The following is an 18,395-nucleotide window of genomic DNA, read 5'->3' on the forward strand; positions in this document are numbered from 1 at the left end:
AAGGAAGAATTTAACATGCTGCTTGAGCTTTTCGGGGCTTAGCATCGCTTTAACGGGCAGTGGCTAGGTTAGCCGCGTGCTAATGCCGGCGACTACTTAGTTGGGCTGCTCTTGTTGGGTAAGCATTGTCATGTATTTGGTAAATCGTTTTTGTCTGGTTTCGGGTTTCTTGGCGCTGATTAGGCCGTGCGCAATCACATACCGAGTTGATTTATTAAGCGTGGCAAAAAACTGCTTTGCCTTTGGTTGGTTTTCCAAGGCCGCCAAGAAATCTTCGGGCACGGTCATTTCGCTGACCACATAAGCGTTATTCCAGCGACCATCGGCTTTCGCTGCACGCACGTGGAGCAGCCCTGGCTCCTCCATCCGGCCTTCTTTTATCAAGCGTTCAACATGCTCCGTGTTTCTTTTAGACCAGTTGCTTCGTGCTGCTCTGGGCGTTATGCGCTGAAGGTAGGCCTGATCATCCAGTGATTTCTTGACCCCGTCAATCCAACCCCAGCATAGAGTTTCAATAACAATATCATTCCAGGTGACGCTTTGAACCCCTGTGCCTTTCTTAAATAGCTTTACCCACAGCTCGCTTTCAGTCGCGTGATTAACCTTGAGCCATTCCCGGAGCGTTTTTGGCGTTGGAAAGGACATGATCTTTTCTGGGGCAGGTTTGGGCATCAGGTAAAGCTCTGTTGTGGGTAACCTTCGTAAGTCAAAGCGAGTTGTGGTGAGTCTAGGCGCTGTCGCACCCTAACGAACTCGCCTGAACCACTTCATGTTTTAAGTTCTAGCTGGAACCTTAGCTTCAGCTCGTTACCTCGATCTAAGTAGGTGCCGACAACTCGCATGCCTGTCTTCAAGTTTACTAACTGCATCGGCAGGTTGTCGTTAGAAGTGGTGGTCTCAAGATAACGATACCCCTTCTCTTTGACTTCCTTTTGCAAAGCGAGTGCAAGTTCTGTGGCTATTCCACGGCACTGGTAATCTTTATGCACACCGCCAATCCAGCTTTCAAAATAACCTGGCCTAGGGCTGAACCCTATCTTGCAGCCCACTAACAGGTCATTCTCGTAGGCATAAATACCTATAATGCTGGCTCTGTTCCGAAGGGAGTGCTCGATCACATGCTCATTGAAGTCGCCAAAGCTTCGGAAGAGGCTTTCGATGCTTTCCATTTTCGTGGGGTAATCTTCGGCGATTTCTATGATCATTTTTAGGTCTATATTTAACGCCGAATTCACCGGCTTGTCCGGTGCAATGATTTGTTATGCACGAGTTGCGTCAAATCTAGATGCGACAGCTTGTGCAGCGCGAAAGCCTTCAACCTTGTGAGTTGATGATCCTTCGCGAACGAAAACGATATCTGAAACATCGGATACATCTTGCTGAGACGGAATCCATATACAAAGCACGTCTTGACCTCTGTAGTCTATGCAATCAATAGTGCCGAGCACGGCTGATCTCAGTGGCTCGCTGAGCCCAGAGCTTGCGAAATGATCCACCACTCTACGTTTGTAACCCTCTAAATCCACACCACTTATTTGCGCTTCACGCTCGATTCCCACTACATGTCTTGCGCCAACAGCTAGAGAGTCGACCCCGTCGAGAGCTTTGATTCTGGCTCGGTCGGCGTCATTGTCCGCAACTCCAATAAATATTGCACCTGTTGAGTCAGGTCCTATATTTGCAATTCCGCAAGCAGTCTCCACCAACCTATCTAGCAGGTTGAGGTTAGGTGATCGGGTATCATCAAGATTCAGGAGTCCTTGCTTACATTCATAGGCAGCCGTCTCTACTTTAGAACGCCTTAGCGCATTCTCAAATCGAATCGCGAGACCCGCGCCCTGCTGCGCAACGCCAGGGTCTTTCTCTTCGAAGAACGACTGAATTAGTCCTTTAGTAACGGCGATATTTTGAGCGCGCGGGCCACTTCTGATCTGCCCAGCTGCCACATGCAAACGGCCTTGAAGATTTGTAAGAGCATTCATAATACCCTCACTACTAAAGGGCGATTTGCCTTCAGTTATACACAATTCGTAAAACGCCATAAATATTGCGTAAAAACCAGTCTTAATAGGATTCGCCCCTGCATCAGGGTGTATTGTTCTCCTAAGAGCATTATCACTGTTGTCTATAGACTCTACTGCTTCTCGAATGACTGAAAAAATCGTAATTAAAGCATTTTTGAGTGCATCAACTCCGTAAGAGTTAAGCAAAACATTGATCTGTCTTGCTTGCTCGCTATCCACCGAATAATATTGATCCAGCGCGCTCCCGCTAAACCCAAACGGCTCACGCTCCAGAATTGAAATCGCTAAATCTGCCAAAAACTGTTCGTCTTCCGCTTCTCGTAATTGACTTCGTCTGATAATGCCTTGTTTACACCAAAATGTGCTATCTGCTCGCACTCCATATTCAGGGTCACCACCACTCACATCGACACTAACCTGAGGCATTTCGGATAGGTCTAGAGAGTTAGCTGAAGCATCGCCTCTAAGTTCAGCTGCGACATCTCGGATACAATTGGCAAAGGGGGAAATAACTCCTGCTTGTCGCCGCTCTTGATTACTTAATCTTCTTCCATACGAATTTATACGGCCGAAAACTTCGTTAACAGCTTCAGGATCGCTTGCAGGAAATTCTGTAACAGCAAAAGTATACTCAAGCAGATTTGCACAACTTTCAGCGTCTAGGAGTGTTTCAGCATCCGAATGTGCAACAAATCGTCCGTCATCTGAAACCTGCTTGGCTCTCGCAAGCTGCTCAATATCAAAGTAGTCTCCATTCAGGCTAAAAGTATTTTCAATAAAAGAAAATACAGCATTTAAACGCTGCATTCCGTCAATGATCTCATATACTTTTTTACCTTGATCATCCGTTCTTGTGGCTAAAAGAATAAGAGGTATTGGGTACCCGGCAAGAATACTGTCGATTAATTTTTGCTTCTCATCGACCGTCCATACCAGCTTCCTTTGGTACTGTCTGTTTACACGAAAATTTCCATCCGTGTATTCTCGATAAGCTTCCTGAACACTCATTCCGCGAGGAGTAACACTCATTTTCAACCTCTAATATTTCGCTTAAATCGCATCTTTTTTGCATAACAGCTAATTCAATTGCATGGTCATATATAGGCATTATGTCTATATCTAGCCATTTTTTCTATATATAGACATGTCTACATATGCACATGTCTATATCTGACCAACGTTAACGTTATTCTATAAAGCTCGTATCTATATCCGTACATTTCTCTGCGGCGCCTTCGATAATTCGGCTTTGAATGCCCATGCTTATCGCTGCGTTGCGTGGCATTAACGAGAGCTTTAGTTGTGGACTCCAGCGGGCGCCGGGTGAGTCGGGTTGAATGGTTTTTATAACGCGCACTCCCTTGCCTCTTCCTTGTGTTTTTAATTGTTGGGCGCCTTTCTTGGCGATTCTTTTGTTATAGGTACTGGGGCAATCTAAAGCGTTTTTCGCTTTGGCGCAACCGCTTGGCCGAGAGGCAAGTGGGCTGTCGGTCGTGCTGGTCGCAGGGTAGATCGCCTTGGTTGATTTATCTGGGGCTAAGCCTCAGCTCGTGACGAGTACGGCGATAACCGCTGTCAGGCAGGCTACCACAATAAATGTCAGCCTGGTGCGCAGCCTTTGGTAGTTGGTCTCTTGCCGAACCCACACCCGTTCACAGGCCCAGCAGGTGATGAAACCCAACGTCAGTCCCGTCAGCGCGACCAGCGGCCAGCCGGTTACGGCGCAATACAGTGCGGCCCAGCCACTGAGTGCGAGGGCATTGCTGGCGATTAATGCTCCGGCACGCGAGCCTGTCTCGCCCTGTACCTGGCCCCACAGGCTGCCCGCCATAAAGCTAAGGATGATGGCTCCGTAGCTGATGACCCCCAGCACCGCCGAGTGACGATAGTCGGGCAGGGTGCATGCGAGTGCGAGGCCGATAAAGGGGATTAACCCCGCATAACCGAGCCGGTTTCGTAGTGTTTGGTTCATGGTACCTCCTAACCTTTATTACGCAGGCGGTATGGGTACGGATGTATGGTGGGGGATTAGCGCTATTTGAGCCTCAGGGCGTGGGTATGGGTGGCTTTTGCGGGAGTCAGAAATATTTGCGGAATTGCGCTGGGAACAGAGGAGGGGCAGAGCCCCGGTGGGCCACCGAGTTGGCCCACCGGTCGCTAAAAAAATGCTTTTAGTCTTGACGCTCGGTCACTTCCAGCAGGTGAAAACCAAACTGGGTTTTTACCGGGCCCTGCACTTCATTCAGCGGTGCGCTGAAAACGACTTTGTCGAATTCCGGTACCATTTGGCCGGGGCGGAATGAGCCTAAGTCACCGCCATTGCGGCCCGAGGGGCATTTGGAGTGGTCTTGCGCCAGTTTGGCGAAATCTTCACCGCCTTGGATTTGGGCTTTCAGTTCGTTACAGGTGTCTTCGCTTTCTACCAGAATGTGGCGTGCGGATGCTTGGGCCATAGTCGAGTCTCTCTATGTGGTGATGGTTTCGGGGTCGATTGATAAGGCGCGTACGATAGTCGCTTTTGCGCTTTAATGCCAGAGTACAGCTTGTCTAGCTGCCTTCTATACGAAAGCCGATTTTCATGGTGACCTGGTAATGACCGACTTTGCCGTCGACGATATGGCCGCGGGTTTCGGTCACTTCAAACCATTCCATATGATTGACGCTTTTGCTGCATTCGGCCAGGCCGTTTTCAATGGCCTCTTCAATGCTGTTGGGCGACGAGCCGACAATTTCGAGCTTTTTGTAGGTGTGGTGATTGGACATATGCACCTCCGTGCGGAATAAATGAAATGTAACCCAATTAGCCAGATGCTGGCGTTTTAAGGTTATGTAAGGTTCGTTGTCCGTTTTACTTTGGTTCAGTGCTGTGGCAACGTCAAAGCTTTGAATGTGGCTACTGTTGCCGCATACCACAATAGATGGGGCTATGAGAGAGCTAATTCAACAGTTTGGTCGTTTGCGCCTGTTGGCGCTGGTAATAGCCTTCTTGCCATTTGCCGCTATGCCGCTGGCTGGCGTGGTTTGGCTTTGGCAAAACGGCCATTTGCTGGAATGGCTGCTGTTGTTGGTGGTCTGTGCCGGTATCGCCATGCTATTGCAGTGGTGGCTGGCCGTTAACGATAAACGCCGCACCTATGAGTCGCGCACCCGCGCCGATGGCAATTGGTCGTCCACCGCCGAAGGCGCCTGGGAGCATGTCGAGGAGCTGGCCGAGACGGCTGACCCCGCCGAATATCCGTTAAACGACAGCGGGGCCTTGCTGCAGTTGGCGCAGAACACGCTGGAGCGGGTTGCCGGGCATTTCCACCCGGAAAAAGAGCACCCCCTGCTGGCACTGACCTTGCCCCATACGCTATTGATTATCGAGCGGGCCAGCCGCGAGCTGCGCAAAGAAATCGTGCACACCTTACCTTTTAGTCACCGGCTGAGCTTGGGTAACTTGGTTCAAGCGCGCCGCCTGCAGCAAACGGCGGCTCGTTATCACAAGGCTTACCGGGTGGGCCGCGCGCTGATAAGCCCTGCTACGGCGGTTTATAAAGAGGTTAGCCGCGCGGTGAGTGGCCATATTCTGGATTACGGCAGTGATCGGCTGCAGCGCTGGTTGCTGCAGGAGTATGTGCGCAAGGTGGGGTTTTACGCCATTGAACTGTACAGCGGCAATTTGCTGCTAAGCGGCGAGCTGGTGGGCGCCGAGGGCCGCCCCCTGCAGGTGCTGGTGGTGGGCCCCGCGCAAAGCGGTAAAACCAGTGTAATTGAGGCCCTTGCCGGCGGTGAGACCGAGCCCGAGGCCGGCGATAAAAACATTAGCGTGGTACGAATTAGCTCGGCCGAATGGGGCGAGCTTGAGTTGTGGGACACGCCCGCCTGGAAAAGCCTGCCCAGACGTGAGGCCCGGCGCGCGGTGGCCGAGGCCGATACCATTATTTGGGTCAGTAACGTGGAGCAGCTGGATGCCGATTACGAGGCCGAACAACTTAGCCGGCTACACCGCTGGATGGGCGAGCGCGCCGGCCAGCCCGAGCCGCCGCTGCTGGTGGCGCTTACCTACTGCGAGCAAGGCGATGCCTTAGCGCTCACTCACGATTTGGCCGAAACTTTGGCCGTAGCGCCCGAGAATATGGTGGCGCTCTCGCTTGCCGACCCCTTGGCCCGCAAAGCCCGCCAGCAGTTGTCCGCCGCCTTTGCGTTGCACCACGCCCAGGCGGTCCGCAGCCATTACTGGCGCTACCTTAACCGCCAGCGCCGCGCGGAAAACCGTGAAATAGCCGGGCGCCAACTGCGCAACGTGGCGGGCAGTGCCTGGCGCACCGCGCGTGGGGTGTTTCGCCGCAAAAAACGATAAAGCGCGCGGCGGTGGTGCCGTTACTCGCGCTCGAATCGCAAGCCGGAAAATTCCAGCCACTGCCCGTGTTGATCGCGTTTGGCAAATACGGTTTCTCCCAAACTCCGGCCCAGCCCGGCGATGATGGCTAGGTGGTCGTTGACCGGTTGCAGCACATATTCCAAAGATTCGCCGGTGGCGAGTTTTGCCTGTGCCAGTAAGAATCCGTTTTTAATTCTCAGACCGCCGCTTTTAACGTCTGCCACCGGAAACTCGCGGGTAAGCGTATAGTCGCCTACGCGTTCGCGCCAGGCATTGGGAATAGGCACCGGCTCGATTTTAACCCCGGCTATGCGTTCAATACCCAGGGTGTCGGTGCCAATCAATAGCGTTTTACCGTTTACCTTGCGGGTACTAAAACCGATACGCCCCAAGTGTCCCAAGTCAATGGGAATAAAACCGAACAGCTTGTAATCCAAGTAATGCGGCCCCTGTTTCACCTGCTGCTGGGTTGCAAAGGTCTTGCCCGCAAAATGCGCTTTTAACGTTTCGTTTAGCACAGCAAATTGCGCCAGCCCCGCAGGCGTTGCGTAAAAACCCGTCATTTGCTCCAGGCTGCTATTGTCCCGCTCCGCCAGACGGGGCCATCGGCTGGTGATGGTGGGCGCCGGTTCGCCGTAGGTGGCCTGGTGCAGCAGTTCAATACTGGCTTCGCCCAATGCCCGCAGCGTATGGCTGGCGTTGGCGGAGTTGGACAGCAACACCACGCCATATCGATGTTGAGCCGAGAATAAAATAAGCGCGCGATGACTGTGAGTGGCGCCGTTGTGTGTATACAACTTTAAACTCGGGTGCAGCCTTCCCTGATATTCAAATACGCCCAGGCCAGCTTTTGTACCGGTATTCAAATCAGCGTGCGAGGTGTAGTCACTGAGAATGGTCGCAACCGATTGCGGCGAGATTATGGCTTCGCCGTCTACCTTGCCTTGAGTGGTGAATAGCGTGAGCAGCTGGGCCAAATCGATCGCGTTACTGCTTAAGCCGCCCGCCGGAATATCTCGCAGTAATAGTTCCGTACGGGGTTTGTGGTTTTGGTATCCATGGGCGACGGGCGGCTCGTCGGGCGAGGAGGAAAATTCAGCGCTCTGCATGCCCATCGCATCCAGCAGTGATTGCATGGTGTTGGCGTAGGGCGTATTTGCAGTTTTGGCTATCACTGTACCGATCACATCAAACCCCAGGTTTGAATAGCGGTACACTTCGCCGGGTGGGCTGGCTAAATAGGTAGACGATAAATAAGGAAAAACACTGTCCACCGGCTCGGGTGGGTCGAGGGTCCACATACGGTAGGCTAAATCCGATGGCAAGCCCGATTGGTGCGTCAGTAAATCGCGCAGGGTAATAGGCGCGGTATTGTCAAAGCGGCTGTGGAAGGAAAAGTCCGGCAAGTAAGTTTGAATATTTTCATCCAGCGCTAACTGCTCAGCTTCCACTAGCTGCATGACTTTAACGGCATTCACCAGCTTGGATAACGAGCCTGCGCGAAACAGGGTTTGATCGGTCGCCGGTTGCTGCGTTGAGGCATCGGCGTAACCAAAACCTCCGCTCCAGATTAACTGCCCGTGGGCAACCACAGCCATGCTTAAACCGGTGACTTTGTCTTGCGCCATTTTATGTTCGGCCAGGCGTTCAAGGTAACCGGGCAGGGCGGCGAATTCGCCTTGTTTAACCTCGGGTGCGGGCGGTGGCGCCATAGCGCACGCGGTGAGAAAAAGCAAAATCGTTAACAGGGCGCTACGATGCGTCATTGCTGTCCTTAATGGTGAAGGCTTAATAGAAAGGTATAGGCTCTTGCCAGTGATCTTGGTTCAGTTTAAACCCAAAGTCGGCCACTGTGCTAACCTCAACTTAAAGCTTTTAAAGGTGATTACAAGTGACTTTAGGGCGTATTGTTGTAAGCGTTCTTTGTATTTTTGGTTTAGGGCTTGGTGAGTGTTTCGCATTCGAGTTAAAAAGCAAAGGCGAGATCGTGTGGGTGGCCGATGGCGATTCATTTCGGTTTCGCCCCGACAACGCATTAATGTGGGTAAAGCTTAAGTCTTTTGCGAAAACGCGCGATGGAAAAACAACCCACTCGTTACGAGTGGATGATCGGTTTCACTTGAAGGATATGTCGTTTCTGGTACGGGTGGGCAATGTGGGTACGGCCGAGTCCGGCACGACACAAGGGCGCTTGGCGGAGCAGTTTGCTCGCTCTGTTTTAGAAGGGGCAGAAGGAACTCTTTATTGCTGGGACATCGGTTACTATGGTCGACCGATTTGCTCCTTCTGGACCGATAACTGGGAGTATGGGCAGGCCCTGATTGAAAAAGGTTATTCAGATTATGAGACTCGCTATGGCGAGCATCCGCGTTTTCATAAAAAGTATTTAAAAGCGAGTGGGCGGCGTTAATACTCTCAGTTTTTGGCGCGATTTGTTTGTCGCTTTAACTCCGTTATGCGTTTTACGGTTTGCGTTATCGTTACCAAATTTTATCGTTTTGGTTAGAGCTGCTAAAAACCGATAACGATAACGGAAGATTTACCCGCCTTGTAATTTTGCACCAGTGCTCAATTCCCTGTTTTCTGTCTGCTTGCTTTGCGTTGCTGTGATCAATGTCTCTGTGTTTTTTAATTTTTCGGCGAATGATGTGGCCGGGCTTTTGATGGTCGGTTACATCGTCCATTATTTTTTTGTTGCAGATGTTTGCCAAAGGTTGCTCCTTTTAATGCAACAAAAGTACAAGCCCTTTTAATAACGCAAAATTAAAGCAACGGAGTGAAATATGATAGAGACACGGTATCGGCCCGCTTGGCGGGTTGCTCTGGGATGTGCTTTGTTTGGTTCAGCCCTTAGTGCCGCTGCCAATACGGTGAGCGGCCCCAACCAAACATCGGCGACCTTAAGTATTCAAAACGATTGGGGCAGTGGTTACTGCGCGTCGGTTTCAGTTGATAACAGTGGTTCGGCCGCGTTGACCGGCTGGCAGGTAACGCTGCATACCAATAATTCAGACATCAATAATTTGTGGAACGGCCAGTTAAACGGCAATAGTGTCACTAACATGGATTACAACGGCCATGTGAGCGCGGGTAGCAATACCAGCTTTGGTTTTTGCGCTACCGCTAATGGCAGTGAGGCTTATCTGCCTGAACTTGTGGCTCTGCAGGTTGACGGTGGTGCCGCAAGCTCTAGCAGCTCGTCATCCAGTAGCGTTAGCAGTGCCAGTAGCGTGAGCAGTTCGTCGGAGTCGTCTTCAAGCTCTGTGTCGTCCAGCAGCGTGAGCAGCTCTTCTTCCAGCAGTTCATCGTCCAGTTCCGCGGGTGGCGATATGATTCCCAATGCGACCAGCAGTGGCTGGCCCTATTGCCGCAGCAGTGATTCCGATCCGGACGGCGATGGCTGGGGCTGGGAGAACAGCCATTCGTGCATTGTGTATGGTTCGCAGCCCGATCCGGGGCCGGGGGATTTTCCTTACTGCCAAATTGGCGCCGAGGAGATAACCCTGTGCGCAACCGACAACGGCAGCTGGGGTAGTGAAGACGGCGGTGTGTGCTTGTCGCGCAGTATGTGTCCGGGCATGGGCACTAATGACCAAAGCGCCATGCGCGATTTGCCGGTAAACCCCGATGCCAGTGCCAGCGCTGTCGCCGTTTATGATTATCTGCAGTCGATTTGGGGCAGTTATATGCTCTCGGGGCAGATGGACCAGACCTGGCAAGATGCGATTGATCAAACCCAGCGTGTCATTAACGATACCGGCCGCGCCCCGGCGATGATGGGCTACGACTTTATGAACTACGGGTTGTACTGGAACGGCATTTCCGGGCTGACTCAAACCGAAGAGGCCATCGAGTACTGGAACCAGGGCGGCCTGGTAAGCTTTACTTGGCACTGGCGCGATCCGAAGGCGGCCGAGGGTGTGATTGGCGAGTTTTACACCGAGGACACCGACTTTGTCATTCCCGTTGTAAACGGCGAGCTGGACACCGCGAGTGAAAGCTTTGCCAACATCGAAGCGGATGTGGATATGATTGCCGCCGAACTACAGCGCTTGGAAGACGCCGGTGTGCCGGTGCTGTGGCGCCCGCTGCACGAGGCCTCGGGCGGTTGGTTCTGGTGGGGTCGCACTGATCGCGCCGACGATGTGCCCGCCGCCTACGCCCAGGTGGTGCTGTGGCGCTACTTGTACGAGCGCCTGACCAACCATTACGGCCTGGATAATCTTATTTGGGTGTGGAACGGTCAGGGCGGCGCCTGGTATCCCGGCGATGAGTATGTGGATATTGTCAGCCACGATATCTACGACGGCCAGCAAAACTACGAATCGCAGATTGATGTGTACGAGCTGACCGCCGCTTATCCTCACGAGGTTAAAATGGTCGCGCTGAGTGAAAACAGCAACATTCCCGACCCGGACCAAATGGCCGCCGATGGTGCCTGGTGGTTGTGGTTTATGGTATGGAATGACGGTGACACCGCCGAGGGTGTGACCAGTTCATCTAACTTCTGGACTGGTGAGTACTTTAATACCAACGCCCACAAATCACATGTGTATAACCACGAGTGGGTGATTACCCTGGACGAGTTGCCGGACTTTCCCTGAGTGGATTAAGCTGGCGTAAACAAAGGGGCTGATCGGTTGATCAGCCCCTTTTTTGATTTACAGCCCTTCGCCTGTCATCCATACCCGCAACCGTTAAAAGGGCACGGGGTAGGTACGGTGTACCTCGGCAATGTCCGCGAGTACCGAATCGTTTAGCGTGATCGAAAACGCGTCTATGTCTTCTTGCAGTTGTTCCATACTGGTGGCGCCGATAATAGTCGAGGTAACGCCATCGACTTGGTTGCACCAGGCGAGCGCTAACTGCGCAGGCGTTAAACCGTGCTTTTGCGCAAGATCGCTGTAGGCGGCAACCGCCTGGTTGCTGAGTCGGGTGTCGCGGAACAGACCGTTGCGTTGTACCAAGTTCCAGCGGGCACCGGCGGGACGGGCGCCGTTTAAGTACTTGCCAGTGAGGGCGCCGGTGGCCAATGGTGACCAGGGCAGATAGGCCACCTGTTGGTGAACACAATTTTCGATCAAAAACGGCCAGTCGCGGGTTTGCAGCAAGTTAAATTCATTTTGAATCGAGGTGACACGGGTGAGTTTATGCTTCTCGGCCAGACGAATGTATTCGTTAATGCCCCAAGGGGTGTCGTTAGACAGACCAAAGTGACGAATTTTGCCCGCGCGGACGCTTTCATCCAGCGCCTGCAGAATTTCCAGCATTTGCGCCGAGTGCGCCGCGGTATCCACATCGGTAAAGTTAATGTGCCCCGGTGCGTGTTTACCAAAGTGTGGCGAGGTGCGGTTGGGCCAGTGCAACTGGTACAGGTCAATATAATCGGTTTGCAGTCGGGCGAGGGAATCGTCAATGGCCTTGATGATGGCCTCGCCGGTAATATCACCGCCGCCGCGAATGTATTTAAGACCATTGCCGGCGATTTTACTGGCGAGATAAAAGTCGTCGCGCCGGCCGGGGTTGGCGGCAATCCAGTTGCCGATAATGGTTTCGGTAGTGCCGTAGGTGTCGGCTGTGGGCGGTACGGCATACATTTCGGCGGTGTCGATAAAGTTAATACCCTGCGCCAGCGCGTGTTCTATCTGTGCATTGGCGTCTGCCTGAGTATTTTGTTTGCCCCAGGTCATAGTGCCCAAACAAACTCGCGATACTGACAGGCCACTATGGCCAAGTGTTGTGTACTCCATAACGTTTACTCCCGCTGAATGATGAGTAATCTGGTAAGGTTGCTATTGATTTGGCAATTCGTGCAGCACATTAGTCACAGCCGTGTAGTATGGGGATGGTTATCATGAATCGCTACAAAGCTTACGTTACTTGATGCGCAAGTGGGCGAGGGTGAGTGCTTACTAATCGCTTAACTTGCCCAATTGGTGAGAAAAACACACAAAGTTTTGCAAAAAAGGTCGCCTGAATGGGCTAACTGCCGTTAGAATTGTATGACATATTTATAATGAGCGATTAGAGAAGTTCCCATTGTCCGATATTAGCCTGCTGCAATTGTTACTCGCCAACTTGGCGCTGCTTGCTGGCTCCTGCCTGCAGGGGGTGGCAGGTTATGGTATCGGTACACTCTCGGCCCCACTGCTGTTTTTGATCAGTCCTGCTTTCCTGCCCGGCGTTGCGTTAATTAATGCGGTGCTGCTGAATATTCTGATGTTGGTGCGCAACCATCAAAGCCTGAGTTTTCGTCAGGTACGCTACGCTATTGGCGGTAACATCGTGGGTACGGCGCTGGCGGCTCTGACCCTAACCGTGCTAAGTGCCCAGGGGTTTGATCTGGCCTTCGGGGTGCTTATTTTGCTGGCGGTAGGTATGAGTGTGTTGGGCGTGAAGCCGCGCTTGAACGACCGCAACAGCATTTTGGCGGGCGGCGCGTCGGGGTATATGGGCACTATTACCGCTGTGGGTGGGCCGCCCATTGCGCTGATTTACCAGAACGAAACCGGGCCTTTGGTGCGGGCGAATCTTTCGGCTTTTTTCTTGTTTGCCAGTCTGGCCAGCGTGGTAGCCCTGGCACCGGCCGGTTATATTGGTTTGACGGAGCTTAAGCTGTTTCTGGCGACCTGTCCTGGGGTTTTTGCCGGTTTTTGGCTGTCGGGGCACCTGGTCAATCGTCTGCCTTTTGCATCGCTACGGCCCATCATCCTCTCCATTGCCGCCATCGCTGGTATTGCCGCCGTGGTGCGCGGGCTTATTGCTCACTAAGGAACCTCTGATTAAGTCCTCAGCAGCCTCTGGCTTACAGAGCTTTTCGAGGTCAAGGCAGCGAGCCGATGGCGTGCTGACGGCCCGGTGAGGTGAGCCAACGCAGAGATCGGAAAGCTCTGCAAGCCCCGAAGGGCGCGGCCAAAACGTTCATCCGCTGTGTTGCCTACACGGATGTAGGTAAGGGCCGTGAGCAGGACGCGGAAGGCTTGCACTTCTTGCCAAGGACTATGGCCATTGCCTGCGAAGTGCGCCAAGGGCAATGGATTGCCCGAATGCCGGAAAGGCAGGAGCACTTTCCGGCGAAGGAGTAAACGTTTTGGACTCGCGCAGAGACCGCTGAGGACTTAACCAGAGGTTCCCTAGCTCTTAGCTTACGGCGGGTAAACTCTCTCGTTAACACCTTCGGGTAGCTCTGCTCGCGCTGAACGGGCCCAAAGTATACGGGGCATTTCAGGTTCCGAGAGGAGTTGAACTTCGCATCTATCGTTTGGCGCCTCAATAAAAAAGGGGAGCCATGGATAGGCTCCCCTTTTTGATGGTTACCGTGCACTTGGCGCTATAAGCCGTATTCGCTGCGACGCACCACTTCGGTTTGCTTAAGATAACTGTCGATACGCTCCACATCGGCCGGGGTGAGCATGCCGGCGGCTTCGCGCAAATTAGTCATTTGAATCAGGTAGTCGTACAGGGCGTTAGAGTAATCGCGACGCGCCTGATACAGCGATTGCTGCGCCAGCAGCACTTCAACCAGGTTGCGGGTACCCACTTCAAAGCCTGACTGGGTCGCTTTTACCGCGCTTTCGTTGGAGACAATAGCCTGCTTACGCGCTTTGACTCGCGCCACGCCGGTTTCTACCGCCAAGTGCAGCGAGCGGGTATTTTGAATCACGTTGCGCTGTTGAAAGTTAAACTGCTCGTCGGCCTGCATGGCCTGGGCGTAGGCCTGGCGGCGCTGGCCCGAGGTACGAAAACCGCTAAAAATGGGCACGTTCAGGCTCACACCCACCGAGTACCCGTCCTGCTCGTTATAGTTGAACGGCGTAGAGTTGAGGTCAGACTCGTTATCGGACTCGCTGTATCCGGCGCTGAGCCCCAAAGTGGGGTAGTGGTTGGCGCGGGCGGCTTTAGCCTGTTGTTCAGCGGCGTTGGCTGCTGAGCTGGCGGCTTTAAGAGTGAAGTTGTTTTCCAGCGCAAACTCCACCCAGCTGTGGCGATCGGCGGGCGAGGGCGGAACGACAGGAAAGTCTTCGCCCAGCGGCGCAATGGCGTCGTGGGATTGGCCGGTAATAACTTCCAGCGCTTCGTAGTTGATACCTAACTGGCCGCGCGCTTCCAGGGTGGCGGCCTGAGCACTGTCGTAGGCGGCCTGGGCGTCGTGCACGTCGGTAATGGGGGTTAAGCCCACCTCAAAGCGCTGTTTGGTTTGTTCCAGCTGTTGGCCCAGGGCTTTTTCTTCGGCCAGGGCCACTTCCAGGTTATCCACCGCGCGTAGCACATTAAAGTAGGCTTCGGCCACTCGTACGATCAGGCTTTGCTGGTCGGCCGAGTACTGGGCCTTGGCCTGCTCACTCAGGGCGGCGCCCTGTTGGTAAGTGTGCCAGGCGTTTAAGTCCACCAGTGCTTGGTTTAAATCCAGGCCCCATTGGGTGGTTTCTCTTTCGGTGGTGCCGGCGGGTTCGATACCTGCTTCACCGCGGCTAATCTGGTACTCGGAATCAGTTTCGCTGTAACTCACGCCCGCCGAACCACTTATTTGTGGCAGCAGTGCGGCGCGGCCGATGGTTTTGTTTTCCAGCCCCGCTTCAAACGCGGCTTTGTCAGCCTTGAGCTGGGGGTCGTTTTCCAGCGCCAGTTGGTAAATGTCCTGAATGGATTCGGCGTGTGCGCCACCGCTGAAGGTGATCAGCGCGGCCAGTAAATAGCGTTTTGTTTTGGTCATGTGGTTGTCCAGTAGCTCCAGCGTCCGTCGGGCAGTTGCGCCTTGTATGACGACCCTGCCGCGTAAAAAGTTGCACCACTTTGTTCAATCGCTCGACGCGTGTGTTCGCGCGATTAAATAAATACAGCGGGTGAGTTTAGCGGTTTGGGGGGCTCAGGTCGAGATGAATAAGCGTTCATTTTTTCTCTTGGGGGGTAAAAAACCGTAAATCGCTCGCTTTACAGCGCCAGAGGAGTTCTCTAGACTGCCCATTCTGTCTTGTCGGGGTGCCACGCATGGGTGTGGCTGAGAGAGTCCCGTCGACCTGATCCGGTTAGTACCGGCGTAGGGAACGAGCGTATCTATGACACTGTATTCCAATTTTGTAGATGCCAGCGCTAAATGCTGGCCCTTGCGCGATGGCTTAACGCCGTCGGGCTTTGCGCTGTTTCCTGCCCGTTTCAAGGAAGCAGCTTATGTTTACCTCCCCCCCAAGTAACCCAGCCACCTGGCCCCTAGCACTGACCATTGCCGGTAGCGACAGTGGCGCCGGTGCGGGTGTACAGGCCGATCTTAAAACCATGGCGGCACTGGGTGTTTACGGCGCCTCGGCCATTACCGCGCTGACCGCCCAGAACACCTGCGGCGTGCAAGGCGTACACCCGGTGCCCGCCGACTTTGTGCGCCAGCAGATACATTCGGTGCTGACCGATATGCCGGTCAAGGTGATTAAAACCGGCATGCTCGCCAATGCCGAGATTATTCAAGCCTTGCACAGTTGTTTGTTAGAAACACCGCTGCCACTGGTGCTTGACCCGGTGATGGTGGCAACCAGCGGTGACCGCCTGTTGGCCGACGAGGCGGTGAGTGCACTGCGCAAGTTATTGATTCCCCGCACATTGGTATTAACCCCCAATATTCCCGAAGCCGCTGCCTTGCTGGATGAGCCCGAGGCGAGTGACGTGGAAACCATGGTGCAGCAAACCCGCCGCCTGATGGCCATGGGGGCCCAGGCGGTGCTGCTAAAAGGCGGACACATGCACCACCCGGACGAGGCGGTGGACGTGTATCTGGACGACTCGCGCTGCGAGCTGCTGCGCTCGCGCCGAGTGCATACCGACAACACCCACGGCACCGGCTGCACCTTGGCCTCGGCTGTGGCCGCTTTTATTGCCCGTGGTCTTCCACCCTTTGAGGCCTGTCGCGAGGCCAAGCATTACTTAAGCGGCGCCCTGGCAGCGTCAGACACTTTGCAAGTGGGCCGAGGTCACGGCCCGGTGCATCACTTTTATTCCTACCCCACGCCGACAGCCAGTGCTGTTGCGTCATTAGCCACGGAGAATTCCTATGAGTCAGAATAATCAAACCGCCCAGCGCGCCCTGAGCGAAACCGCCGAGGTGGATAACGCCTCGATTCAGCCCTTTCCCAAATCCGAGAAAATTTACGTAGCCGGCTCGCGCACCGATTTGCGCGTGCCCATGCGCGAGATTAGCCTGGCCGAAACACCGACTGACTTTGGTGGCGAGTCCAACCCCCCGGTCCGTGTTTACGATACCTCTGGCCCCTACACCGACCCCGCTACCCCGGTGGATGTGCGCCAGGGGCTGGCCGAGCTGCGCGCTGCCTGGATTGCCGAGCGCGACGATACCGAGGCGCTAGAAGGCATGAACTCGGCCTTTACCCGCGCCCGCTTGGCCGACCCGTCGCTGGCGCATTTGCGCTTTAACCACCAGCGCACGCCGCGCCGCGCCAAGGCGGGCAAAAACGTCAGCCAAATGCACTATGCGCGTCAGGGCATCATCACCCCCGAGATGGAATACATCGCCATTCGCGAAAACATGGCGCTGACCCAGGCTCGCGAGCAGGGTATTCTGGACAAGCAGCACAAGGGCATTGATTTCGGCGCGGATATCCCCGACGAGATTACCCCAGAGTTTGTGCGCAGCGAGGTGGCCCGCGGCCGCGCGATTATTCCCGCCAACATCAACCACCCAGAACTCGAGCCGATGATTATCGGGCGTAACTTTTTGGTGAAAATTAACGGTAATATCGGCAACTCGGCGGTGACCAGCTCCATTGAGGAAGAGGTGGAAAAACTCACCTGGGGCACCCGCTGGGGCGCCGATACCATTATGGATTTGTCCACCGGTAAGAACATTCACGAAACCCGCGAGTGGATTATCCGTAACTCTCATGTGCCCATTGGCACCGTGCCTATCTACCAGGCGCTGGAAAAAGTGGACGGCGTGGCCGAGGATCTGACCTGGGAGATCTTCCGCGATACCTTGATTGAACAGGCCGAGCAGGGAGTGGATTACTTCACCATCCACGCGGGTGTGCTGTTGCGCTATGTACCGCTGACCGCCAAGCGAGTGACTGGTATTGTCAGTCGCGGCGGCTCGATTATGGCCAAGTGGTGTCTGGCACACCACAAAGAAAACTTTTTGTACACGCATTTTGAAGACATCTGCGAAATTATGAAGGCCTACGATGTGTCCTTCTCGCTGGGTGATGGTCTGCGTCCGGGCTCGGTAGCCGATGCCAATGACGAAGCTCAGTTCGGCGAGCTGGAAACCCTGGGTGAGTTGACCAAGCTGGCCTGGAAGCACGATGTACAGTGCATGATCGAAGGCCCGGGCCATGTGCCCATGCACATGATCAAAGAAAACATGGATAAGCAGATTGAGTGCTGCGACGAGGCGCCTTTTTACACCCTGGGGCCGCTGACCACCGATATCGCCCCCGGCTACGACCACATTACCTCGGGTATTGGTGCGGCCATGATCGGCTGGTACGGTTGCGCCATGCTTTGTTACGTAACCCCCAAAGAGCATTTGGGGCTGCCTAACAAAGACGATGTAAAAGAGGGTATCATTACCTACAAGATTGCCGCTCACGCAGCCGATTTGGCCAAGGGCCACCCAGGTGCCCAGCTGCGCGACGATGCCCTGTCTAAGGCGCGCTTTGAATTTCGCTGGGAAGACCAGTTCAATTTAGGGCTGGACCCGGACACCGCCCGCGCCTACCACGACGAAACCCTGCCGAAAGACTCGGCGAAAGTGGCGCACTTTTGCTCCATGTGCGGGCCCAAGTTCTGCTCCATGAAGATCAGCCAGGAGGTGCGCGACTACGCCGCCGAAAATGGTTTGGGTTTAAGTGAGGACGGCGAAGAGGTGATCCGGATGATCGATGTCGAGGCCGAAATGCAGGCCAAGGCGCAAGAGTTTCGTGAGTCGGGCGCCGAGTTGTATCACAAAGTCTAGGAAGCCGGCAGCCATGATTGTCGGGTTAATAACGGCGCAGGAAGCGCCGACG

General features: G+C 54.1%; 15 protein-coding genes and 1 riboswitch. Of the genes, 6 read left to right on the top strand and 9 right to left on the bottom strand.

The features are described 5' to 3' along the window. Positions 1-96: 96 nt before the first annotated feature. The 6 genes from M6D89_RS15045 to M6D89_RS15070 all read right to left on the bottom strand — a co-directional run bounded on the left by M6D89_RS15045 (position 97) and on the right by M6D89_RS15070 (position 4,787). On the bottom strand, positions 97-672 hold the full coding sequence (locus M6D89_RS15045) for a YdeI/OmpD-associated family protein (protein ID WP_253968917.1): 576 nt from the start codon (positions 670-672) through the stop codon (positions 97-99). A gap of 95 nt (positions 673-767) precedes the next feature. Then, positions 768-1,235 (bottom strand): GNAT family N-acetyltransferase, encoded by a 468-nt coding sequence (locus tag M6D89_RS15050; protein ID WP_253968918.1) that lies wholly within the window; start codon positions 1,233-1,235, stop codon positions 768-770. Positions 1,236-1,259: 24 nt separating this feature from the next. Beyond that, the gene (locus tag M6D89_RS15055) at positions 1,260-3,053 is read right to left on the bottom strand and encodes a GmrSD restriction endonuclease domain-containing protein (RefSeq protein WP_253968919.1); all 1,794 of its coding nucleotides are present in this window, start codon (positions 3,051-3,053) and stop codon (positions 1,260-1,262) included. A gap of 514 nt (positions 3,054-3,567) precedes the next feature. Further along, the gene (locus M6D89_RS15060; protein WP_253968920.1) at positions 3,568-3,996 is read right to left on the bottom strand and encodes a DUF3429 domain-containing protein; all 429 of its coding nucleotides are present in this window, start codon (positions 3,994-3,996) and stop codon (positions 3,568-3,570) included. Positions 3,997-4,195: 199 nt separating this feature from the next. After that, positions 4,196-4,477 (bottom strand): peptidylprolyl isomerase, encoded by a 282-nt coding sequence (locus tag M6D89_RS15065; RefSeq protein WP_253968921.1) that lies wholly within the window; start codon positions 4,475-4,477, stop codon positions 4,196-4,198. 94 nt (positions 4,478-4,571) lie between these two features. Beyond that, positions 4,572-4,787: a dodecin gene (locus M6D89_RS15070; RefSeq protein ID WP_253968922.1), complete on the bottom strand. Its 216-nt coding sequence runs from the start codon at positions 4,785-4,787 to the stop codon at positions 4,572-4,574. Positions 4,788-4,950: 163 nt separating this feature from the next. Here M6D89_RS15070 and M6D89_RS15075 point away from each other — a divergent pair, with 163 nt between their 5' ends. Further along, complete coding sequence (locus tag M6D89_RS15075; RefSeq protein WP_253968923.1) at positions 4,951-6,366, top strand: GTPase; 1,416 nt, start codon at positions 4,951-4,953, stop codon at positions 6,364-6,366. A 20-nt stretch (positions 6,367-6,386) separates the two neighbouring features. Here the strand turns inward: M6D89_RS15075 and M6D89_RS15080 are convergent, their stop codons facing one another. Next, positions 6,387-8,153, bottom strand: a complete 1,767-nt coding sequence (locus M6D89_RS15080; RefSeq protein ID WP_253968924.1) for a serine hydrolase domain-containing protein — start codon at positions 8,151-8,153, stop codon at positions 6,387-6,389. A 125-nt stretch (positions 8,154-8,278) separates the two neighbouring features. Between M6D89_RS15080 and M6D89_RS15085 the strand changes: the two genes are divergently transcribed. Beyond that, entirely contained in the window at positions 8,279-8,797 is a 519-nt protein-coding gene (locus tag M6D89_RS15085; protein ID WP_253968925.1) for a thermonuclease family protein, read from the top strand. A gap of 373 nt (positions 8,798-9,170) precedes the next feature. Then, on the top strand, positions 9,171-10,991 hold the full coding sequence (locus tag M6D89_RS15090) for a glycosyl hydrolase (RefSeq protein WP_253968926.1): 1,821 nt from the start codon (positions 9,171-9,173) through the stop codon (positions 10,989-10,991). A gap of 93 nt (positions 10,992-11,084) precedes the next feature. Here the strand turns inward: M6D89_RS15090 and M6D89_RS15095 are convergent, their stop codons facing one another. Then, positions 11,085-12,137: an aldo/keto reductase gene (locus tag M6D89_RS15095; protein WP_253968927.1), complete on the bottom strand. Its 1,053-nt coding sequence runs from the start codon at positions 12,135-12,137 to the stop codon at positions 11,085-11,087. A 289-nt stretch (positions 12,138-12,426) separates the two neighbouring features. Here M6D89_RS15095 and M6D89_RS15100 point away from each other — a divergent pair, with 289 nt between their 5' ends. Beyond that, positions 12,427-13,158, top strand: a complete 732-nt coding sequence (locus M6D89_RS15100; RefSeq protein ID WP_253968928.1) for a sulfite exporter TauE/SafE family protein — start codon at positions 12,427-12,429, stop codon at positions 13,156-13,158. A 559-nt stretch (positions 13,159-13,717) separates the two neighbouring features. On the opposite strand, the gene M6D89_RS15105 is transcribed toward M6D89_RS15100, so the two are convergent. Then, positions 13,718-15,100 (bottom strand): TolC family outer membrane protein, encoded by a 1,383-nt coding sequence (locus tag M6D89_RS15105; protein ID WP_253968929.1) that lies wholly within the window; start codon positions 15,098-15,100, stop codon positions 13,718-13,720. A 252-nt stretch (positions 15,101-15,352) separates the two neighbouring features. Next, positions 15,353-15,448: riboswitch (TPP riboswitch) on the top strand. A 107-nt stretch (positions 15,449-15,555) separates the two neighbouring features. On the opposite strand from M6D89_RS15105, the gene thiD reads away from it, so the two are divergent. Next, positions 15,556-16,440, top strand: a complete 885-nt coding sequence (gene thiD, locus M6D89_RS15110; RefSeq protein WP_253968930.1) for a bifunctional hydroxymethylpyrimidine kinase/phosphomethylpyrimidine kinase — start codon at positions 15,556-15,558, stop codon at positions 16,438-16,440. Then, on the top strand, positions 16,427-18,343 hold the full coding sequence (thiC, locus tag M6D89_RS15115; protein ID WP_253968931.1) for a phosphomethylpyrimidine synthase ThiC: 1,917 nt from the start codon (positions 16,427-16,429) through the stop codon (positions 18,341-18,343). Before thiD ends, thiC begins: the two co-directional genes overlap by 14 nt. The last annotated feature ends 52 nt before the right edge of the window (positions 18,344-18,395 follow it).

The sequence above is a fragment of the Gilvimarinus xylanilyticus genome, assembly GCF_024195295.1.
GTDB classification, from domain to species: domain Bacteria; phylum Pseudomonadota; class Gammaproteobacteria; order Pseudomonadales; family Cellvibrionaceae; genus Gilvimarinus; species Gilvimarinus xylanilyticus.